The organism is Sphingobacteriales bacterium, assembly GCA_016700115.1.
GTDB lineage: Bacteria > Bacteroidota > Bacteroidia > Chitinophagales > UBA2359 > UBA2359.
In genome coordinates, this window is sequence record CP064999.1 from 619,057 (window position 1) to 642,035 (window position 22,979).

General features: G+C 40.9%; 18 protein-coding genes. 6 read left to right on the top strand and 12 right to left on the bottom strand.

The genetic code is table 11. The features are described from left to right. Positions 1 to 92: 92 nt before the first annotated feature. The 6 genes from IPM47_02225 to IPM47_02250 all read right to left on the bottom strand — a co-directional run bounded on the left by IPM47_02225 (position 93) and on the right by IPM47_02250 (position 7,662). Complete coding sequence (locus IPM47_02225; GenBank protein ID QQS29795.1) at positions 93 to 1,847, bottom strand: SLC13 family permease; 1,755 nt, start codon at positions 1,845 to 1,847, stop codon at positions 93 to 95. Positions 1,848 to 2,002: 155 nt separating this feature from the next. Further along, positions 2,003 to 3,904, bottom strand: a complete 1,902-nt coding sequence (locus IPM47_02230) for a hypothetical protein (GenBank protein QQS29796.1) — start codon at positions 3,902 to 3,904, stop codon at positions 2,003 to 2,005. Between the two features lie 13 nt (positions 3,905 to 3,917). Further along, on the bottom strand, positions 3,918 to 5,210 hold the full coding sequence (locus tag IPM47_02235; protein QQS29797.1) for a M28 family peptidase: 1,293 nt from the start codon (positions 5,208 to 5,210) through the stop codon (positions 3,918 to 3,920). Positions 5,211 to 5,626: 416 nt separating this feature from the next. Then, complete coding sequence (locus IPM47_02240) at positions 5,627 to 6,097, bottom strand: hypothetical protein (GenBank protein QQS29798.1); 471 nt, start codon at positions 6,095 to 6,097, stop codon at positions 5,627 to 5,629. A gap of 235 nt (positions 6,098 to 6,332) precedes the next feature. Further along, complete coding sequence (locus IPM47_02245) at positions 6,333 to 6,845, bottom strand: cupin domain-containing protein (protein QQS29799.1); 513 nt, start codon at positions 6,843 to 6,845, stop codon at positions 6,333 to 6,335. Positions 6,846 to 6,987: 142 nt separating this feature from the next. Next, the gene (locus IPM47_02250) at positions 6,988 to 7,662 is read right to left on the bottom strand and encodes an intradiol ring-cleavage dioxygenase (GenBank protein QQS29800.1); all 675 of its coding nucleotides are present in this window, start codon (positions 7,660 to 7,662) and stop codon (positions 6,988 to 6,990) included. A gap of 563 nt (positions 7,663 to 8,225) precedes the next feature. On the opposite strand from IPM47_02250, the gene IPM47_02255 reads away from it, so the two are divergent. The 3 genes from IPM47_02255 to IPM47_02265 all read left to right on the top strand — a co-directional run bounded on the left by IPM47_02255 (position 8,226) and on the right by IPM47_02265 (position 12,548). After that, the gene (locus IPM47_02255; protein ID QQS29801.1) at positions 8,226 to 10,286 is read left to right on the top strand and encodes a hypothetical protein; all 2,061 of its coding nucleotides are present in this window, start codon (positions 8,226 to 8,228) and stop codon (positions 10,284 to 10,286) included. A 273-nt stretch (positions 10,287 to 10,559) separates the two neighbouring features. Further along, complete coding sequence (locus tag IPM47_02260) at positions 10,560 to 11,837, top strand: DEAD/DEAH box helicase (protein ID QQS31365.1); 1,278 nt, start codon at positions 10,560 to 10,562, stop codon at positions 11,835 to 11,837. Between the two features lie 21 nt (positions 11,838 to 11,858). Next, on the top strand, positions 11,859 to 12,548 hold the full coding sequence (locus tag IPM47_02265; GenBank protein ID QQS29802.1) for an acylneuraminate cytidylyltransferase family protein: 690 nt from the start codon (positions 11,859 to 11,861) through the stop codon (positions 12,546 to 12,548). A gap of 149 nt (positions 12,549 to 12,697) precedes the next feature. On the opposite strand, the gene IPM47_02270 is transcribed toward IPM47_02265, so the two are convergent. The 4 genes from IPM47_02270 to neuC all read right to left on the bottom strand — a co-directional run bounded on the left by IPM47_02270 (position 12,698) and on the right by neuC (position 16,456). After that, complete coding sequence (locus IPM47_02270) at positions 12,698 to 13,216, bottom strand: hypothetical protein (GenBank protein QQS29803.1); 519 nt, start codon at positions 13,214 to 13,216, stop codon at positions 12,698 to 12,700. Between the two features lie 2 nt (positions 13,217 to 13,218). Continuing rightward, positions 13,219 to 14,472, bottom strand: a complete 1,254-nt coding sequence (locus IPM47_02275; GenBank protein QQS29804.1) for an AAA family ATPase — start codon at positions 14,470 to 14,472, stop codon at positions 13,219 to 13,221. Positions 14,473 to 14,657: 185 nt separating this feature from the next. After that, positions 14,658 to 15,296, bottom strand: coding sequence for an acetyltransferase (locus IPM47_02280; protein ID QQS29805.1), 639 nt, complete (start codon positions 15,294 to 15,296; stop codon positions 14,658 to 14,660). 47 nt (positions 15,297 to 15,343) lie between these two features. Next, positions 15,344 to 16,456, bottom strand: coding sequence for a UDP-N-acetylglucosamine 2-epimerase (hydrolyzing) (gene neuC / locus IPM47_02285; GenBank protein ID QQS29806.1), 1,113 nt, complete (start codon positions 16,454 to 16,456; stop codon positions 15,344 to 15,346). A gap of 384 nt (positions 16,457 to 16,840) precedes the next feature. Here neuC and IPM47_02290 point away from each other — a divergent pair, with 384 nt between their 5' ends. Continuing rightward, a complete protein-coding gene (locus IPM47_02290; protein ID QQS29807.1) occupies positions 16,841 to 19,522 on the top strand; it encodes a gliding motility-associated C-terminal domain-containing protein in 2,682 nt (893 codons plus the stop codon). Between the two features lie 176 nt (positions 19,523 to 19,698). On the opposite strand, the gene IPM47_02295 is transcribed toward IPM47_02290, so the two are convergent. Further along, on the bottom strand, positions 19,699 to 20,394 hold the full coding sequence (locus IPM47_02295; protein ID QQS29808.1) for a phosphatidylserine decarboxylase family protein: 696 nt from the start codon (positions 20,392 to 20,394) through the stop codon (positions 19,699 to 19,701). A 369-nt stretch (positions 20,395 to 20,763) separates the two neighbouring features. On the opposite strand from IPM47_02295, the gene IPM47_02300 reads away from it, so the two are divergent. Together IPM47_02300 and IPM47_02305 are read left to right on the top strand one after the other, a co-directional pair. After that, entirely contained in the window at positions 20,764 to 21,237 is a 474-nt protein-coding gene (locus tag IPM47_02300; protein QQS29809.1) for a hypothetical protein, read from the top strand. Between the two features lie 103 nt (positions 21,238 to 21,340). Continuing rightward, positions 21,341 to 22,744: a hypothetical protein gene (locus IPM47_02305; GenBank protein ID QQS29810.1), complete on the top strand. Its 1,404-nt coding sequence runs from the start codon at positions 21,341 to 21,343 to the stop codon at positions 22,742 to 22,744. On the opposite strand, the gene IPM47_02310 is transcribed toward IPM47_02305, so the two are convergent. Further along, the gene (locus IPM47_02310) at positions 22,741 to 22,923 is read right to left on the bottom strand and encodes a hypothetical protein (protein QQS29811.1); all 183 of its coding nucleotides are present in this window, start codon (positions 22,921 to 22,923) and stop codon (positions 22,741 to 22,743) included. The genes IPM47_02305 and IPM47_02310 overlap by 4 nt on opposite strands. Between the last annotated feature and the right edge of the window lie 56 nt (positions 22,924 to 22,979).

Genomic DNA, 22,979 nt, shown 5'->3' on the forward strand with positions numbered 1-22,979 from the left:
TTTGTTTTTTTCAACGATACGATATTTTTTAAACGTTTTTTTGAAAAAAAGTTAACCATGGCTTGAATTACCCTCCATCGGCTGAATAAAAATTACAATGGCCAGATAATCGGTATCATATAAAGCAATAACAGCAGGGAAATAAAGGTTAACACCCCTCCTACTTTTAAATAATCTTTGATCCGGTATTGCCCGGGTCCATAGACTAAAATATTGGCCGGTTCAAATGGGGTAATCATAGAAATGGAAGCTGAAACAATGACTCCAATGGCAAATGTGCGCTCATTGACCCCAAGAGAAGTTGCTGTTTGTATGGCTAAAGGCAATACCACCATGGCAGCAGCGGCATTTGACATGGGCTGTGTAAGCAAAATGGTCAATATCATAAAACCTCCAAGGATAAAATACACCCCCAAAGGCTCAAGAAGCTGAACAATATGTTTAGCCATAAACAGATCTGTGCCTGTTTTCTCCATCGCCAAGCCAAAGGAAGTCATTCCACCTATTAAAATCAACAACCTCCAGTCTATGGAACTATAGGCATTTTCCATATCAATGCACCGCGTTAAAACCGTAAAAATTGCTGCGAGCAAAAAAGCTACGCTTAACGGGAGCAACCCAATTGAACCGACTAAAACTGCCAATGCAAAAGCTCCTACGGTCAAAGCCCCTTTTCTTAAATCAACAGATTTGACATCTTCCAGCTCGTTAATTACAATAAAATCCGGGTTCTTGCGAATGAGGTTGAGGTCGTTTTTTTTACCCTGAACCAACAGAACATCACCTACTTTTATTTGTACATGTCCTATTTTTTCATTAAAATTATAGTTCTTTCGATGTATTGCCAGCACCGACAGATGGTACTTGCGTCTGAAGTCAATTTCTTTTAACGTGTTGTTGACCAATTCGGATTGAGGCAACACCATCAGTTCCGCAAGTTTTACATCTTCGCTTTCAAGGTCTGTTTCACTGATTACCGAACCCAATATATCAATGCCTTTGTTTTTTCTCATCTGTATGAGTTCTTCTCGGTCGCCTTCTACCAAAAGCAGGTCGTCCGGTTCTATTTTGGTATCGGTATCCGGAAAAATGGGCAATTTGTTTCGAAGGACTTTTAACACTTTGATATCGCCAAAATCGAGTTGAAATACCGGTTTATCGAGTAGTTTTGAATCTGCCAATACTATGATTTCACTCAGATATTGCCGGATATTAAACCGGTCGGTCAGGCTTCCCTCCAAATTTTTGGGCAATAATTTACGTCCTATCGTAAGCATTGAGAAAGTACCGGCAGCCCAAACCATCAATCCCATAGGTAACAATTCAAACATTCCGATTGGAGCTAACCCCGCCTTTGCCATATAGGCACTGCCTGCTACGTTTGTAGAAGTGCCTATCAGGGTGCAGGTTCCGCCGAACAAAGTGGCAAAAGCCAACGGCATCAACAGTCTTGACGGAGAAATATTGATGCGTCTTGCTATACTGATGACCGATGGAATCAAGATAGCCGTAACAGTTGTATTGTTCATAAATGCTGAAATTGAACCGGCTACGAGCATAACTATCACCATAATGCCAATTTCGCCCATGCTGTCCACATTTTTTAATTTCCGGCTCATCCAGTCCATCACGCCGTTGTTTTGCATGGAAGCACTAATGATAAAAATACAGGCCAACATGATGGTAAAATCGCTGCTCAATCCTTCAAAAGCCTCTTTGGGTGTTAAAATTCCCGTTACAATCAACACCACCAACATCAATAGCGTGATGATATCGGGAGATATAACTTCGATGGAAAACAGAACAATTACTAAAACAAATATGGTGAGAACTAAAGCAATTTCCATAAGCGGTTATATGAGATTGAATGGCATGGCCGCTTAAATATACACTAAGTATTGCAGTTGCCAAACCCTTTAGGGATTAAAAAATGTGTTCAACCTCTTTCTAAGGGGTTTGAAAAGCCACGCAAGTCAATCATCAAGTTTAACCTCAATACCGGCTACTCAATGATATCAACTGTTAAGTTGTCCATATAAACGGGTTCTTCAGAGGGGTTAAATATATATACTTTCACTCGGTCAACGGGTGTTTGTTGCGGAGGTATTTCAGCCTGAAAGTTCACCTTTTGCCAGACACAGATTTTGGACACTTCCTGCAACTTCAACTTGTTCCAGCTATAGCTTTTTTCATTTTCAAAAGAAATCAGCAACAGCGGTTCCCGATTTCGGTCTGTTTCTTTCTTTGTAATAAATACTTGTCCATTTACCTGCAAAACAGCTCCTGTTTTAAATGGCTGTATTTCGGTGAAAGGCAAATCCATTCCTTGTGAATATGGAGTTGTTGCATCAGCTTTAGTCGAATACTTGCCCTCAAAAGCATGGATGCTGTCTGTGTTTTCGGTTGATAACCTGCCCTCTTCTTCAAAACCTGTTTCAAAAATGCGCTTTGCAGGTCTTCCGGTTGAGTCAGTTGCTGAGTTATGCTGTCGTTTGATGAACAAGTAAGCAATCCGGGTATTTCCCCATGGATCGGGCGATTCAAAACTTCGGATTAGTTTAAACCGGTCGTCCTGCATGAGCCTGGGCAATGAAGTTCTTGCTTCCTTTGGAGAATACCAATCGTCCCAAATGACCAAACTTTTATCGGGTACCGGTTTGCCCTGAAACAGCCGGTCTGTATGTTCTTTTTGAGACGGGTCAAAAATATCGGCTTTCAGGGTCAGGCTGAGATAAGGTGCGTCAAAATAATACTTATACCCCTGGTATCGGGCTAAGACATAACCGGACAATTCTTTTTGTGCCAACTGTTCGCCCCGCTGCATAAAATGAGTTTGGTATTTTAACTTGCTCAAAGGAAACAATAACACCAACAAAATGGCAATAAACATAACTGCCTGAAGCAAAAGCGGCCATCGTCCAAAAACGCGCAATAATGCGTTAAGCCCTCTGAGACCGATAATTGCAGCCAAAGGCATAATGCAAAGCAATACCCGCAACAATCCAAAAGAAGCAAAGATGCCCAAATACCAAAACAAGGTATGCGCCACAATGATGGCGGCAAACCCTCCGTAAATGAGCCATAGTTCCTGGGCGGTGATGTTGATATATTGAAGGTGAATGACTGAAAAAAACAGCCAGAAAAGTCCATACAAAATTCCGATTCCGATTAAAATATAAATTGGTGTTCCTACTACTTCTTGTAACCCATTTACAAAATGCAGCAATTCTCCTGACCCATAGACCGGTTCGGTGGTGGAATAAGGTATTTTATTGAACACCCACAACAAATCTCCGAAGTAAAAATAGCCTAAAATACTATACACCAGGTGCCCTGTCATCAACAAAGGCAACATCCATCGCCAACGGGAAAATAAAAGGAAACTGCCCCAAACACAAAGTATTACCAAACCTTCGGAGCGCACAAATGGAAGAAAAGACACTAAAATTACGGCAACCAACATATTATGACGCACTGCGAGGTAAACCGATGCCATGAGCCAAACAGCAAACAGGGGTTCGGTCAGACCGGAAAGGGTCAGGTAAATTTGCATCGGTGCCAGCAACGACAGCAAGATGCCTGCCCATGCAAAGGGAATTGATAGCCTTCTTGCGGTGAGGTAAACCAACCAGGCAGATACCAGACTGAAAAACAGGTTCATGAGTTTGACCCCTACAAATCCGAATTGAGCAAAAGGAGCTGCCAGCATCACATATACCGGTTTGGCCCAATGGTTGAAAAAATTTTCAGGATGCCGGAAGGCGTAATGCGCAAACAAAAAATGGCTCACGCTATCTCCCTCATCACCGGTTCCGTTTGCAACAAAAGCAAGAACGGTCATTATCGCAGCATATACGATTAAAATCAAAAGAGGCAGGTAGGTTCTCAATTTTACAAATTCCATAGATCGCTAAAAATTACCGTTCGTCTAATCTCTCTGCAAACTGTATAAGCAGCTTACATAATTCTGAAAACCTGTCGAGCGGAAGTGTTTCAGGACGGTCAAAAACATCGTGATAGGCCTGAATTCCTCCCATGGTATAAATAAAAAAACAGGGAACCTTGCTTTTATAAAACCAGTAATGATCGCTGTTGGCAGCAGGTCCGCGGCTTTTTATCCGGGGCAGATACTCCTGCTGTTGGTTAAGTTGTTGCAGGAGGTTAAAAGCATCGGGGAAATCGGTGGCGTTGACCACCATAGCACCTTCACTTCCGGTGCCTACCAAATCGAGATTGACTAAAAACCGAATACCTGACATTGGAAACAAAGGGTGTTCGGTATAATACTTACTGCCAATCAATCCCAATTCTTCAGCACTGAAAGCGATAAATGCCACCGAAAAAGGGGGTGGATTTTGTGAGTAATGGCTCATCAGGCTTAACAACATAGCCACTCCCGAAGCATTGTCGTTAGCTCCCGGAATGTATTGATGGCTTCCCATCTGACCTAAATGATCATAGTGGGCAGTAAACACAAAAAAACTGTCGGGATATTGAGTTCCACGGATAAAGGCTGCTACGTTTTGGGTTTGGTATCCCGTTACATAAGTATTGTCAATATTGAAAGAGGCGGTTTTTAGTTTGCGGGGTATTTTTTTGCGCAAAACGGTAATTTCTGTCTGGTATTTGGGCTGCCCCGAAATGTGCCAGGTCAGTTTTTTGTCTTCGGCGGTGAGATATGCGGCAGCTTTAACCGCACTTTGTAAGACCCCCAGTTTGCCCTGAAGCTGTTTTGCATTTTTGGGTTTATAGTTCAGATATAAAACCCTTCCCTCGTAGGAGTTTTCGAGCAATTTGGTAAAATTTTTATCATCTAAGAGCCATTTTTCTTTAATCTGAACCACTTTATAAGTGCCGATAATGCCGGCAGATTCCGGATGAATGAGATAATCTATTCCCGGTGTGAGCATTTGCCGGTTTAGTAACAAGTTCATATTCCCCTTAAAAACATTGGCATCTATGTTAAAAAACTGGTAATAATCCTGTCCGAATGGCAAGGCATTCATCCGTTTAAATTCAGCGGCAATATAGGCTGCGGCTTTCCTGTCTCCATTGTTTGAATACCCTCTTCCCGACATATACGGCGAGCAAAGCGTATCTATTACCTGACGTGCGTAGCTAAGGTCTTGTGAAAAAACTGAAACAGAAAACAGCAGACAAACAACAACAGACAGGATTTTTCGCATAAACACCGGGGAAAAGTGGCTCATGCCGCAAAGGTCGCACAAATAATTATTAAGCTCTTAATTTTTTAAAGGCTGTAAATGCCATCACTCCTGTTCATGTCTTAAAGAATTCAACATGGGCATTAACTTATCATTAACCCAATGAAAGTTCGTCCAAATTATCTCTTAGGTATAAACAGATTAACTTGTGCGACCTGTACAATATTAAATAGAAAACCCGCTATATGTTTTTTGAAAGATATTGCAGAAGAGCGACATTTTAATACATCGCGCAAATAATTAAAGTTGAACTGTGGGCTTTCAATTTACCAATATTCAATTGCTTTTATTTTATACCGCTTCACGATCTAAAAGAACCCACCCCTAACTCCGAGGAGGGGAATTTAAAGATGTTTGTCAGTAATTGATGGTTCAAAACTAAATCAAAGTTGGTATTGGTACTAAAATAAAGCGCGTTTATAGAACCTCAGAAAGTGAAATTCAGAATCTTTTTTCCCTTTTTGACTTAGTCCTGTTTCATAAATAAAAAAATAAGTTTCAGGTAAAGGATTTAAAATCTGTTTCATCTTGAAAAATGGAATCAGAAACGACTGATTTCTTGTTTTAAAAAAAGAAAATGAAATAAGAAATGGAGCATTTCCACCTTCAATTTTTTGAAATGAAATAAGAAACGGTTCATTTCTTACTTTAATAGTTAGCATTGAAACAAGAAACAGTTCATTTCTTACTTTAACAATTAGCATGGAAACAAGAAACGGTTCATTTCTTACTTCATTCAATAAAAAAGAAACAAGAAATAGATTGTTTCTTTTTTCAAAAACTTTAAATGAAGTAAGAAACGGATTAAAACCAATTTCAAAAATGCCCGGAAAGTCAATTTTATTCCTTTTTAAGTCAGTTAAAATTGCCAAAATTGATTTTATTCTACCTGTTTCCTTTCATTATATTACCAAATTGTCATCATTACTTACTGAAATGCCTTTTACCAAAAGATTTTTCAATACTATTCTATGAATTTTCAATGTTTACCTTCTCTATTAACACTTTAAAAAGTGTAAAATATTGAATTAGCCCCATTACCCCATATTTTTCGCAAATTGGTTTATTTTATCATTCGCATCGAATATTCAGGCCGAAAAGGCAACTTCACAACCGGAAGCCCATTAGTTTGCCGGCAAAATTGAGTAGCTTCATCACAAAAAAAGGAGGGTTGACAGACTCTTGTATTTCACGGTGTTTAACCCAAAGCATAGAGAGGTAAATCAAAGATTTTGGGTTGTTAAAACCTGATATTTTTACATGCTGCACCAATCCGTGCAGTTCCCGCATCATTTCTTCAAATGAAAGTGCGGGAATATGGGTGTCTTTCATCTTTAGCCAATTGCCGGTCAAATTTTTAAAAGTATGGGGGGTGTTTGCCGGAATATCAACTTTTTCTCCTTGCCTCACAATTATTTTTTCCCCACCTAAAACAAATTCCGCTTCTCCTTCCAACACCTCGTAGGTTTCGTGTTGATTGGGATGAAAATGAAGCGGCGGTCCGGATTCATGAGGCCCTAATTCAGCTATCATTACCACAGGGTCTGTTTTTTTGTCCGAAGCAGACTGAACCACAATAGCTTTTGTTTTGAAAATTGGTTGAAAGTCTAAGGTATCCATTATGTAAATAGGTTTGATAGTCGTTGATTTGTGTAAAATTAAACTCAATTTAGTTCAAACCCAATATTTTTGACTTAAACACCTTTAAAAAAGAGAATGGTATAGCACATACAAGGCTTAAATAGCTTCTGCCCAGGCATGTTCATTTTTCAGGATAATCCGGGATATTATACCCTAATATAATGTCGCGTTTGGCAATCTGCATTTCATTTTCAAAACCAACTTTCACAATTCCGTTTCCGCCTCTTTTTTCAAGCCTGTTGCGAAAGTTTTCGGTCAGAAAAGCATCGTCATCAAACATGATGTCATCAATATAATACTCGTTGTCTATGTCCGGCTCTTTAACTAACAAGTGAATATGCGAGGGATTTTCGGTTTTTGGATAGGGTGTCGGTCGAATTGTGTAAAGCGCATACCGCCCCAATTCATCGGTTTTCATCCAGCCTCTTATATGTCCATGCTGTTTGGCTTGCTCGTCCAATCCTTCCATAGGTGAGTAAAATCCGTTGTTGTCCGTCTGCCAATAATAAATTATAACATTATCGGCGGGAGTTCGGCCGTCTTTCTTAAAAACCACTCCGCTGACTAACAACTTTTGTCCGGTTTCTTGCCAACCTGAACTCGTATCGGTCGAAGCAATATCTTCCGGCATTCCTATATTAATCAATTTGCAGTCTTCACATCTTCCGCCTACCTTTATTTTGGGTGTTGAGGCAGATTCCTGCTTTATCGGCATTTTTTCATTCGCCTGACCATTACAACTTAACAGAACATTGAATAACGAAGCAATTAATCCAATTTGAATAAGTGGTTTCATGTTTGCTATATTTTAAGATGGAGGATGTTAATAAGTTATTTGAAATCTGCTTTTATTACATAGCAAAACGCCCGAGCCGATACCATCAAAAAAGCAGCCCATCCTAAATCAATAATAACTCTGGTCCGAAATCCAAAAACAGCTTGTTTTACCCCAATAATCATTTTAAAAAACAAGATTTGGGATTTGTTGGGGCAGTTTTACTTTAAAATGCAATAAAATTTACACACACCCCCTTTTAAACACAAAAAAAATCTGTATTTTGCCTTGCTTTTTTAACGCGATTTCTGAAGGTACGAATATTGCCTCTCTGTTCATCTTAGAAGCATATTTAAGAAAATACAACTTGCGGAGTAAAATGAAGAGTCGTTAAAAAACTATGGTCTGTTTTGGAACACCAAAACTGTCTGTTAAAGGGTGGTTACAAATTGTTCCAAACATCAGGCAACGCAAAACGGGGAATTGTTTTTTTAATTAAAAACACAATAGAAGTTTTCTTATGTGGACAGGTAAACTATGATTTTTAACAGTGCAGATATTGCCATAAAACTTAAAATATACGTATGAAGCAATTCTACTTTTTACTACTGGTGTTCGTATCAATTTTTCACCAACCCCTTTCCATTCAGGCGCAGCCCTGTCCGGTAGGTTCCCCCGTTGTTACCAACGAAACCTGTGCCGGACTGAACAACGGAACGGTTACCATTCCCATCAATTCACCCGGAACTTACACTTATACATGGCTGCCTAATGTGAGCACCTCCAATGCTGCATCTAACCTTGCACCCGGAAACTATTCCGTAACGGTTACAAGCGGAAGCGGCGGCCCTTCCGGCACACCGGTCAACCTTTTTTCAAACAATTTTAACGGCAGTTTAGCAGCCTGGACTCTAAATACCGGAGGTGGCAGCAACCAATGGTTTGTTGACAATTACTATACCGGAGGCACCTGCTATTTTTCCGGATTTCCTATTGTCAGCGTGCCAAACGTTGCGGCACAACCCGCTGCGGTTACCGGTAATCCCTACAGCAATTACCTTCATATCCGTGCAACTACTTTGGGATTTTGCGACCCGCCATGGCCTCCGCTCAATGCCAATTATGACGGCGATGCACCAAGTACTCAATGCACCGAAATGGCTTTGCCCATCAGCACTACCGGATATGGAAATGTTACGCTTAGTTTTTATTGGTTAGGAGTTGGCAGTGGTGGCTCTTACGGCTATGTTCAATACAGCACGGGGGCAGGCTGGACTTCGGTTGGGGGCAATTTTAGCGGCTCTTCCAACTGGCAGTTGGCAAATTTAACAAATGCAGGTTTCGACAATCAAAGCAGCATTCGATATCGCTTTTGTTGGACTAACAATTCTACGGGCAGCGACCCGGCTTTCTCGGTGGATGAAGTCAATATTACAGGACAGACCCTCGTACCCGGTTGCACTTCGGTAGTATCGTTTACCGTTCAGCCCGGTATTTCGGTCAGCGGGGCTTTCACTACCCTGAACTCCACCTATTGTAGCGGTGCTCCTGATGTTATTCTGGTTCCCACTACACCCGGTGGAACTTTTAGCGGAAACGGAGTGTCCGGTAATATCTTTGCTCCCAGAGATGTAACTGTATTCGATACCCCCATCAGCATCACATATACTGTAACGCAAAGCGGCTGTACAGGAACCACCACACAAAACGTGATCGTGTATGAACAACCGGATGCTGCTTTTACCGAGCTGAACGAGACTTATCTGACAACAGATCCTCCGGTGATTTTGACCCCGGTTGTACCCGGAGGCACTTTTAGCGGACCCTGTATGGCCAGCAATGTATTTTTGCCCTCATTCGCCACGCCCGGCGTTCCCTGTGCCATTAACTATACCATTACTGTGAATGGCTGTACAAGTGTGAGTACCCAATCGGTTTTGGTCAACCCGCCCGGCGCTTCCGGCACTTTGTGCGAGTTGAAGGTGATATTACAAGGCCCTTATAACTCGCTGCTCAGCAACATGAGCACTACCCTTCGCAATACAAACAGATTGCCCCTTACTCAACCCTATAATTCTGCACCATGGAATTACACGGGGTCAGAAAATACACCAACTTATGATGCACAGCCCCCTACTGCCACCGATTGGGTGCTCATAGAAGCACGCTCTGCCGCCGATCCCACTCAACTATTAGACCGTCGTGCGGGTTTTGTTCTGAGCAACGGAGTTGTTGTCAGTACCGGAGGAACAAATGGCATCACTTTCGGCAGCATCACCGCAGGCAGTTATCATATTGTTGTGCGCCACCGAAACCATCTGCCCATTATGAGCTCCATTCCTGTCGTTCTGCCCAATAGTGGTAATCCTTATGATTTCACCCTTTCTGCTGCCAAAACCTTAGGCGAAGGTCAAACCGTTCAACTCAACCCGAATGTTTGGGGTATGCGCGCCGGCGATTTAAACGCAAACGGGGTCATTACGTTTACCGATTATAATTTGTATCAGAGCCAGATTTTATCGGGCATGACCATGAATGGTTATTTTAAACCCGACCTTTCACTTGATGGAAATGTAACCGTTGCAGATTTTAATTTGTATCAACCCAATGCCGCAACAATTGGTATTTCCATTGTTCGGTATTGATGTTTGATTACTGATGTAAGATTAAAAAAAAGTTGGTTTCACATGCAGCTATTCATATTTAACCCTTTTGGTTTTTTTTTGCAATCGGCAATCGGCAATCGGCAATCGGCAATCGGCAATCGGCAATTGACAATTGACAACGGCTATTCATATTTAACCCCTTCAGGGTTTTCTTGCTTTTCACTTTTAGTTTTTCACTTTTCACTTAACAACCCTCTTTTGAGTTTCGAAAACTTTAACCTCCACCCCCATATTTTAGAGGGGATTTCAGCAATGGGCTATACTGCCCCCACCCCTATTCAGGTGCAAGCCATCCCACCCATTTTGGAAGGTAAGGACCTGATTGCCTGTGCCCAAACCGGTACCGGAAAAACCGCCGCCTATTTGTTGCCGGTGATTCACCACCTCCTGACCCGGAAATTAGACCACAAACAAATCAGCACTCTGATTATCTCTCCCACCCGGGAGTTGGCCACTCAAATAGACCAACAGGTGGAAGGGTTTGCCTATTTTGCCGGAGTAAGTTCCTTTGCCGTATATGGCGGAGGAGATGGTGCTGATTTTGTCAGACAAAAACATGCCCTACAACAAGGAGCAGATATCATTGTCGCCACCCCCGGAAAACTCTTGTCGCATCTCAACTTGGGGTATGTGAAAATTGGTCAGTTACAGCATCTGATTTTGGACGAAGCAGATAAAATGCTCGACATGGGCTTTTACGACGACATCATGCGCATCATCGGCTTTTTGCCCAAAAACCGCCAAACTCTGATGTTTTCGGCCACGATGCCGTCAAAAATAAGAGAACTGACCGGCAGAATTATGCAAAAACCCGTTCAAATCAATATTGCTATTGCCAAACCCGCCGAAGGTATTTTGCAAGCTGCCTACCTTACTTACGATAACCAAAAACTCCCCCTCATTTTGTCGCTTCTGAAAGGTAAGCAACTGAAAAGCATTCTGGTTTTTGCCGGAAAAAAAGTAGAGGTAAAGGCAATAGCCACCGCACTGAAAAAGGCAGGGCTGAAGGCCGCCGACATTCAGTCGGACTTGCCGCAGGAAGAAAGGGAAGAAGTATTGAGAAATTTTAAAAACCGCAATCTTCAGGTGTTGGTGGCAACCGATGTGTTGTCGCGCGGGATTGATATAGAAGATATTGACCTCGTGATTAACTACGATGTGCCCCAAAATTCGGAAGACTATGTTCATAGAATTGGTCGGACGGCAAGGGGTGAAAACGGTTCGGGTGTTGCCCTCACCTTTATTAATGAAAGAGATCAGCGCAGGTTTTACAATATAGAAGAATTGATTGAAAAAGAAGTGCAGAAACTACCACTGCCCGAAGGGTTGGGCAGCAGTTTTGAATATAACCCCAAAGCCAAAAAAGTAATGGGCAGAGATCGGGAAACAGGCAACAAAACAAGTGGTCGTAATTCTGGAAAACGCCATAAGTTTGGCAGGAACAAAAACAACGGCACCGTAGCCAATGCAAATGAAGCCCAAAGCAAAAAACGTCCGGTCAATAAAAAACCACCCCAAAAAGAAGGATAATAGCCCAAAAATTGATCCGGCATGAATTACCTGTATCTCATCCCTGCACGGGGCGGCTCAAAAGGCATTCCTCACAAAAACATCAAACCATTGGCAGGAAAACCACTGATTGAATATACCCTTGAAGTTGCCCTGCAGTTAAGTGCCAAACAAAATATCTGCCTGTCCTCAGATGATGATGAAATCATCAATTTTACCGGTCAATTTGGACTGCAGGTGCCCTTTAAACGACCGGCCCATTTGGCTACCGATGAAGCCGGCACCTATCAGGTTATGCTACATGCCCTTGATTTTTATGAAAATACAGGTCAAACTTACGAAGCACTGATCTTGCTTCAACCCACTTCTCCTTTCCGTACCGCCGATCATGTCAGAGAAGCTATCGCCCTTTTTCACACAGGTTTAGACATGGTGGTATCGGTATGCGAAACCCGGAGCAACCCCTATTATGTATTGTTTGAAGAAGATCATAACGGCTACCTCGTTCATAGTAAAAAGGGCAACTTTACCCGCCGTCAGGATTGTCCCAGCGTTTACGAATTCAACGGAGCGGTATATATTATCAATACACGGTCTTTAAAAACGCATAGCAGTTCGGGCGATTTTACCAAAGTGGTGAAATACCTGATGCCTCCCGAAGCTTCATTAGACATTGATACCCCGTTAGACTGGGATTTTGCCGAGTTTTTGATGGGGCGTTCATCCACTTAATTTTTGACAAAATATAACTTACATTTGAATTTTAGCCATAAGCTAAAATGTAATGCTACATTGGAGTAAACAGGAGGAACGTGTTTCGGTATTCTTGAGACTTCTCATTTAAAGATGAATATACGCCTAATTGTAACTGGTAATTCTCGTCACTTTCTTCTTCGGGGAACTATGGGCGGGTGTTCGGGGGGAATGGGTTCGTAAGATTTGAGACCCCCATCGCCGGTTAAAATTTCCACATTGCATCCAAACTCATAGTAATATTGTGCTACTTTAATGATAGTAGCATCAGCTATAGAAATGCTTTGTTGTGCTAATTCAGGCCAATCATTGGCGAGTTCTAAAACATTTTCATCATTCCATAATTCTGCTTGTGCAGAAAAAGCAGCCCAAGGCTCTTCGTTATTCAAAGCACAAATCAATATATCGCATAATTTTTGTGCAGTTTTATACCTTAGATTACCACTTGTATGGCTGATATGATTACCTGTTTCTATGATGGTGGCTAATGGTAGCACCAAAGTAGATTGGCTGTTTATTTCTTCCTTTATTTTTTGGTCTACCCTATCAAAGTTCCAGTTATCTTTGGTTGTCCCACAGGTTTCATAGCCTGATACCTGTAGCCATACGCACAACATGCTTGTATCTAAAATGACAACTTTCCTCATAGCTAAATTTTAATACTGAGCACTTCTTCTAATATGCCCGATGTAGTTAAATTACCTACTGAGCCGCGTGACATTAGTTTTGGCAGTTGAACTATATCTTCCAGAAGTTTTATTTGGCTTGTACCGGTTTGTGAAATGCGATATACTATCGAAATAACCGGAATCATTTCTTTGCCTAATGCATCTAAAAAAGCAGGGTTATGTGTAGTACACAACACGTCAATGCTTCTTCTGTTTCCTTCCTCCTTTAAAAACTGCACCAACAACTTTGCCCGTGAGGGATGAAAACCATTGTCTATTTCTTCGATTACCAACAAACTATGTTGGGGCATGGTGAGCATAGCAGTCATAATAGCCAAAAACCGAAGTGTGCCGTCAGACATTCCACCGGCATCTACGATAAGTAGCTCATTTTCAAACCATTGCTCTTTACAATACAACATAGCATCTGTTTTTAGCAAACCGACCGGTTCTGCCCAAACATGGTTTATCTCTTTCTCGGGCAATCTTTTTAGATACTGCGTAAGCGTGTTTTCAATTTCTTGTTTTGTTCCATTGTTTAAAGCTGCAAGTACACCGGCTATATTGGAAGCATCTGACTGTAGTCGGTCTGAAAATTTAGTATATCCCCGCATGTTTGCAGGAATGGGGTCGAGAACAAAAATTCGGGAAAGTTGAAGTGATGCTTCTTCAATGCTTTGCTGTACTTCTTTGTGCAAAGGCAATGACTTGCTTTGGCTCAAAACGCTGTTAGTCCTTCGTAAATCAATGCGATTCCCTCGCCCTTGATTACTAGTATGAAAATAGGTGGTAATTGCCGGTTGAGTTAAGTTATCACCGGCGGTATAAAACATTCTTTTTTCCGTTATTTTTTTCCCTTTTGCCGATGATGAGATACGGGTTAGCATTTCCGATTTTACTTCCATCTTTCCTTCTTCTATCCACCCGATAACAATGCTATACCGGTAATCTATTTGCTCGTCTGCATCAGATTGTATCACCACTGTCAGTTCGGTTTCGGTAAACCCATGTGTTATTATCCATTTGTGCCCGCCACGAATGCCTTTGCTATCAATATCGCCTCCGATAGCTTCGTTAATTTGTTTGCCATTTGTAATTTTTTGTAAAAATAGCAAGGCATCTAATATATTTGATTTACCACTGGCGTTAGTACCAATCAATATGGTTAGCGGATCAATATATAATTGACCTTCGGTAAAACTCTTCCAGTTTTTGAAGCGCAATTCTTTTATCATAAATTTAATTTGTGTCGGCGATATAAGCTATATGCAAAGATAACAATACGCCTTCATAAATTATACATTACCATAAGCAAAAGCGGTTATGCTCTCTAACTTACCATACTTACATACTGCCTCGCTATAAAGTATTCATGCACAGCCGCACCAGTTTGTTCTAAGTCTATTCCATTCGTCTTCGGCTATTTCTCTCTCTGCGGATTACCAACCACCGTTGCGCCATCCGGCACATGACGAATGACCACTGCACCTGCGCCAACAATGACATTGTTGCCAATTGTAATTCCCTCTTTGACCACCGCCCCTGCTCCGATAAAACTTCCCCTGCCCACTGTTACATTACCACAAAGGGTGGCATTAGGCGCAATATGTGCAAAATCTGCAACAATACACTCATGTTCAATCACCGCACCGGTATTGCATATCACACCGTTGCCTATAGATGAGAACGGGTTAATCACTGCCTTTGCTCCCAACATCACCCCGCAGCCGAGGGTTACCTTTGTCGCCAGATAAGCCTGTGAATGAATGGCATTAGCAGGCTCCTTTTGCAAAGAAGCGGTTAAAAAATCCTGTACCCTTGCTCTGATTTCGTTGTTGCCGATGGCAACAAAATAGCGATACCCCAATAGCAAATGAAGGGTGTTCCCGTCTGTTTCAGATCCCAAATATTCTAACCCTAAAGGGTTATGCTTTTTAGGTTTCGCCTCACAATAAGCACGAACCACCTGATTTTGAGAACAAAAAATGTCATACACCACAAACGCATGGCCGGAATAGCCTATCAGGGAGAGGGGTAAAACATTTGTAGCAGCAGACATAATTAGGTAGAATAGAGGGGTGAGTAAATCTTCCAACCCACAAAATACTATTTATCGGCTAAAGATTTTAATATGCCGATAACTTTTTCACTTACATTGCTTTGCCAATAAATGTTACTGCCATCATAAGGAGGGAGTTCAGAAATCCGGGCTATTGCCGAAAGTATTTCCTGAGATTTTATGGGAACATGCAGCACATTGTTGCTACAGGCACGACCTTGTTGCCGGTTGCCGGTATTAATCACATATTTTCCAAACGATGCAGCCTCAATAATTCCGCTCGAAGAATTGCCCAATAAAAAAGAGCATAGCTTCATACAGGAAAAATAGCCCGCAGTGCCGAAGTTTTCAACTGCAAAAATCCGATTGGTGTGTTGCTGTGCAAATGTCAGAAGTTCATTGCGAACAAAATTGCCCATAGTATCTGCATTAGGCATGGTAATGACAACCTGATAGGGAATTTTATTCAAAACTTCTATCAGTTCCTTTACATGTTCCCTGTTTTGGTCTGCCGAAATAGTTTCAGGATGAAAGGTAAACAAGACTGTAGCTTTTTTCATGTCTATACCATATCGCTTATAAAACTCTTCAGAATCAAACAGAGTGATGTTTTGAAGGCTATCTAAACTTAAAGAACCCACCGCATAAATATGTTGGTCAGAACCGGTCATTTGAGAAATTTTGCAGGCGTATTCAGCGGTCGCTGTAAAATGATAGTTAGCCATTTGGGTTATTGCATGGCGAAATTTGTTGTCAATTGCGCCTAACGTTGTTTCACCTCCGTAAAAATGCGCAACAGGCAGGTTAAATGGAATACTGGCACTTACAGCCGCAAACATTTCATATCTGTCGCCAAGACAAATAATTAAATCGGTTTTATCTTTTAGAAACGCCCACAAAGTTGAAAATTTCATGGAGGTTAAAGCCATAGCGGTTGAAACAGCTTCGGCAGAATCTCCAACTACCATTGATTCTATGGCATAGGCAACTTTAAAGCCATCTGCAACTATATTGTTTATCGTATATCCATGTATGGGTGATAAATGGGTTCCAAAGGCAATAATTGACAGCTCAAAATCTTGCGTTTGGCTTAGCTTCTTTATTAAAGGAAGATAAATTCCGTAATCGGCCCGGGAACTTGTGAGAAGTGACAGATGCATATAAGTTGTCAGAAACGGTTAGTCCAAAAATAAAGCCATCAACCTTCGTTTAAAAACACCTGATTATATCTTAATTTATATGAAGGCTGTTTGTGCCTTTATTAGATATATATAATACAGGGCGATGTTTTTTCACACAATGATAGTGAAACAATTCGGATAACCCTAAAATGGATTTAATCCTAACAATTTGGTTGTACTTCTTTACCAGATGAAAACCATTTTTTGTAATTCTTTTGCTGATTGTTTACAAAGGGGAAGCAGTAAATCCTATTGGATTAGATTTTGTCAGAAAAACAAATGTAAAAAGTACCTATTCTAAATAGCAAAAAAACATTACCTTTAAACTTGCAACTCATAGTATATCATGATGCCTATATAACAATGAATAAAATTTTTGAGTTGGTTTTTCTCTTTTTGTCCTTACCGTTGTATTTACTGAATGCTCAGGAAATATGCAACAACGGATTTGACGATGATGGTAACAGTTATACTGATTGTTATGATGTTAACTGTGCAGTTACAGAACAATGTTGGCAATATTATACCGGCACCATAGAATATACTTGTGAACCAATCACTCCTATTGAGTTCAGTATAGAACCCGGATGGCAATCGTCAATAACGGTTGCCGATTTGAATATTGTTTTAGCCGCCGACATAGATGCAAACGGCAGCACCGAACTTTTTGTGCAAGGAAAAAGGGGCAATGATGTTTTGATGTATTGGTTAAACCCGGTAAATGGTTCTGTCAGTTCGTCTTTTACTTTTCCTGATTACTGGGATGGGCAGGGTACTCCGGCAATAGGGGATATAGATAGTGATGGCTTGGGTGAAATAATACTCTCTAATCGAATATCTGGTAATGATGCAACCGTTTATGCATTTGAACATGACGGAACGATAAAGTGGGTATCCGTCATTGATAATGGCACATCAAACCAACCCAACGAATGGCAGCTTGCTGACTTTAATCAGGATGGTATAGTAGAAGCCTATTCGCGATTTACCATTCTTAATGCTCAAACAGGAGATATTTTAACACAATTACCTGGTAGTTACGATGACCGTCTTTCGATAGCCGCAGATATCTTGCCCGATAGCTTTTGTTCCGCTTGTAGCGGGTTGGAACTTGTGGTTGCAAACAAAGTATATGCTGTTGATTTTAACAGTACCGGGCTAATCCTTCAATTGACTTCATCTTCAGGCGGTAAGGGATTTACCTCTGTTGCCGATTGGGATTTAGATGGTGATTTAGATATTATTGTAGCAGATTGGACAGGTATATACCGATTGTATGTCTGGGATGGTCAAACATCGGAGGTAATGTTTACTTTTTTCGGAATTGATCTTACTAATGCTTCTCGTCCGGCAATTGCAAATTTAGACAGCGATCCGGAACCGGAACTTATTATTAAAACCAAAGAAAACATACTCTGTCTTGATAATGATTTGGGCATTATTTGGCAGGTGCCTATTCAGGAAAATGGCGGCGGTTGTGGTACTTCGGCTACATTATTTGATTTTAACGGAGATGGGATCTTTGAAGTTGTAAGCAGGGACGAAACTCAATTTGCAGTTTATTCTGCACTTAACGGTGCTTTGCTATATAGCCTTCCCTGTTTTTCGGCCACAGCTCTTGAAATACCGGTTATAGCCGATATTGACGGAGATGGTGAAGCAGAAATTGTTACAATTTGTGGGAATGGGATATTTGGAACTTCCGGCTACGATATTAACCAAGGCCGCGTTTACATGTTCCAGTCCGCCGCCTCACCCTGGCAACCGTGTCGGCCGATTTGGAACCAACAGGGATATTTTAACGTCAATATCAACAACGATTTAAGTGTGCCTATCCAACAACAACCGCATCATTTGCAGTTTCCGCCGGGAAGCGGCAAATATCCCTTTAACACCTTTTTGGCTCAATACAGCCCACCTTCGGAAACAATTGTTGATGCAGGATTAACCAATGTTTCTGCAACGATTGTAAGTATATGCTCCGCCGGTACGATTGTCTATGAAGTTTGTAATACAGGCTCTTCCAATTTGCCCGGGGGCACACCGGTTGCTATCTATAATGCTAATCCTACCTCCAATCCTGCTTCTGTCTTATTAGGGGTTCAAACCATACCGGTCGAACTGGCTTCCGGAAATTGCCATGTCTTACAATTCAACGCCGTAAACGCAGACAGTATTTTTATTTTTGTTAACTTTAACGGAACACTTCCACCGCCCTTTACCCTATCCGAACTAATTCCTGTTGGAATGGATGTGCCGGAGTGTGATATTGAAAACAACCTAACAGGTGGTTCAATACCGGATTTACCCGAAATAGTGATCAATTCATTCTGTCAAGACGGCATCTCTTACGGTTTGCTTCAGGTGGAAAATAATATCGGGTTCACTAACTATCTATGGACAGATGGTCAACAATCAGCAACCATTCAGGTAACTCAATCCGGCACTTATTGTGTAATCGCAACCGATTCTGTTGGATGTACTACATTTATTTGTGCCGACTATACTCAGTTGCTCCCACCTTCTCCGCAGATTTACGGCGATACGCTGATAGTTGAGGGGGATACCGGACAATTGGGAGTACTTGATACCTATCCCGCTTATTTATGGTCAACCGGTTCAACCACCCCATCTATTACCGTTTCAACCTCAGGCACCTATTTTGTAACTGTAACAGATCTAAACGGATGCACGGCAGCACAATCAGTCAATGTAACTGTTGTCGGAGAAGAACCGGATGATGACCTTCCGGTTGATACGCTTTATACCTGCCGTTTTATCATCCCAAATGCTTTTACGCCCAATCAGGACGGAGTGAACGACGTGTTTTCGGCTTTTACCAACTGTCAGGCAAGCGGGTTCGCTTTATTTGTCTATAACCGGTGGGGGAACAAGGTGTTTGAAAGCAGCGATTTGTCTGATTTTTGGGATGGCACTTACCAAAATTCAGATGCACCAATAGGGGTATATGCCTACTATGGTCATATTGAGTTTACAGACGGTAACCGTCAGGAGTTTCAGGGAAATGTTACCCTGATCAGGTGAGATTCTTGATGAAGAACTAAATTTTTACGGAAACACGGCGCAACAAGGGGGGGTACTCGTCAAGTTTAAAAACTGTTTTCTGCGAAAATCTGCGGGGCATTAAAAAATCAAGTCGGTGCAGGCGAGCCAAATAACTACAAGTTTAAAATTGACCCGACTCTATCAGGAAGCCGGGGTTAATCTTCCTGTTCATCTTCATCCGGCAATATTGCCAGAATGGTTTGTCCGCCTTTTACCTTTTGTTTCATACTCACCTGTATCTGAGCATTGAGGGGTAAAAACACATCAACCCGTGACCCAAACTTGATAAATCCAAACTCGCCACCCTGAACGGTTTCCTCACCCTCGTCGAGATAGTTGGAAATTTTACGGGCTACTTTACCGGCAATCTGACGTACCAAAATTTCAAACTCGCTTTGAGGGCATTCTATGACACTGGTAAATCTCTCGTTCAGTTCTGACGATTTGGGATGCCAGGCAACCAAATAGTTGCCCGGATGGTATTTGGTATATTTAACCAATCCGCTGATAGGGCTACGGTTGACGTGAACATTGGTTGGTGACATAAAAATGGATACCTGAATTCGGCGGTCATTAAAATATTCTTTTTCGTCCACCTCTTCAATTGCCACAATTTTACCATCGGCAGGGGCAACAATACTGCGGTTGTCCAGGAAATTGAGTATTACTTTTGGGTTGCGGAAAAAGTAAAGCATAAACCCATAAACAATTACCGATAAAATTCCAATAGAAATGGTAAAAGCAGAATGCGCCTGAATAACATAATAAACCAACGCATTCAACAAAAGCAGAAAAGTGCCGGTTACAAGTAAAATTTTATAACCTTCTTTATGTACATTGAATTTTTTCATGTGTGCTACTATTTAACCTCAAAATCTTATAACTATATGACAAACACGATTGTTTTAAAAAGTGTTGCAAAATACATAAAATATGTAATTGCGGAAAGGTAAAAACAAATAATCGCAAAAAAAAACATGCCTAAGTCCTACTATTTTATCAATCCATAAAAAAGTGCAAGACACGAACGCTGATAAAGCCTTACATCACTTTTTAAGTTCCTGAAATTATAAAATTATCAGGTTTACAAGAGTTCCAATCATGCATATCATTGTAAAAAAACAGGTAAAAAGTTGGTAAATAAAAACTCTGTTTCTAACTTTACCCCAAAATCCAGATAAAATAACCTGCATTTTTATTGAATGCAATTGGATTGGCAGATGAAAGTTCTTTATTTCTTAAACATATTTTGGAGTTTGTACGGCAACGTTTCGGAACAATGCCAAACAATGGAAGACAATCCTGTTCATTGGTTTTTTTCTGCCACCAAAATCAATGAAACCGAATATGTTTTGTTTGCAGATGCAATCATTGATAAAGACTGGCATTTGTATTGCCGGTCACAGTTTATCAAATCTGATGATTTGGTTTTTCCTGAAATCACCTTTTATCCAAACGATGATATAGAGATCGCAGGCTTTATCAATGAAATCGGAGAACCGGAAACTATTAAATCCGAATTGATTGGCATTAATATCAATATTTTTAACAACAAAGTTACCTACAACACCATAGCATTTAAGAAAAGCAGCAAACAAAGTGTTTCAGTTAAAGGCGAAATAAATTATGTCGCTTGTACTAAATCGAAATGCATTAATCCTTCACCCAAAGAATTTGAATTTATCTTGAATTAACTCAAAGTTTTGCCATTAACATAAAAAAGTGTCCTAAGCAGTTTTGACAAAACCCAAGTTTGCAGTATCACAGTTGTGATGCTCCGATTCCAAACCAACTTTTATGAAAAATTTTCTTTCTACTATATTAGTTCTTTGTTTCTCTTTCATTTTTTTAAAGGCACAGGATATTCAACCCGTCAGTTGGGAAGTATCTTCACAGGAATTGGGCGATAATGAATTTTTGCTTTCCTTTGATGCCAAAGTTGACAAAGGGTGGTTTATATACTCTCAACATATCAAGTCAACGCCCCCCTTGCCTACTACTATCTCATTTCAACAAAATTCCGATTTTGAATTACAGGGACGGATAGAAGAATTTGGCAAAGCCATTAACGATTTCGATCCCATTTTTGAAAAAGAAATTCGCAAATACGCCAGTTCTGTTTCGTTTCAGGCAAGGGTAAAAACCCATAAAAAACAAACAAAGATTGTGGGAACTCTTGAGTTTATGGCCTGTGATAAAAGCAGATGCCTCCCTCCCTCCAGACAAGAGTTTTCTTTCAATTTGGTAGTTTCCGATTTTGAAAATATGCTCGCTAAAGAAGTCGCTGCCGATAAATATGAAATTGTAAAGTCCAAAAAGTTCAGTTCCGAAGAATATATCCCTTCCAGTATGGAAATCAGTGTTGGCCGTACAGGTCCTTTGGCATTGAATGACAGCGACAACAATCAAAGAGCCACAGCATCCCGCACCAAGGCTCCGGTATCTCTGCCAAAAGAAGAAGTATATAATGAAGATAAAACGGTAGATTTGGAAATGATGGCAGGCGACTTACTGGTTGCTGCCAATTTTACCAAATTCATTAAGTCTAAATCCGGTAAAAAAGCTGAAGCATCCTCTAAAAAAGACAACAATCTCAATAAAAAACAGATAGCACAACTGCAACCCAAACCTGCGGAAATTAAACGTGCTGCCCCTCAACCCTTCATCAATCCCATCAATTGGTCATTCAGTTTGCGTCCTGTTGAAAACAGTATTTATGAAATGACTTTTACCGCTTCCATTCAGGACAACTGGTATCTTTATGCACAAAACAATACCGGTTCAGCTCCTTTTCCCATGGAGTTTATGTTTGATGAAAACAATGACATTCAATTTATCGAAGATGCCGCAAGAGAAGAAGGCGTATTACTGACAGAATTTGACCCTGTTTTTGAAAAAACAGTCAATCGGTATGCCGGCACGGTAACATTTAAACGCATGGTTCAGTTTTTGAAAAATGTAAAAGTAACCGGCTCGGTAAAGTATATGGCCGCCAACAACGAGCAATACCTGATGCCCAAAGAGGTGCGTTTTTCTTTGAACAACAGCTTGATGATACCTGTACCCTCCACAAAGTCTGAAGCTGTTGCGCTGCCTTCTCCGCTTCAAAACAACGCTGCTTCTGCCAATTTTGCCTATTCTCTTATTTCCGTTTTGATGGCACTCGGACTTTTAATTTTCATAAAAAAAGTTAAAGTTTAACGCAGCAGATTAAATATCCTGCCAATACCAAACACATATTCAAAAAGCCTGTGTCGTATATCCGGCACAGGCTTTTTCATTTGAGTCTGGTCAAAAACCGGTCTGCCATACCCCCGAATCCTTATGTTTAACCCTTCGTATTGGTTAATTACCGTTAAGGATTTGAATAAACCCGTCATAATGGCTAATTTTGCAGGCTGTTTTAAACTTAAACCTTTTTAATAAGGTGCATGTT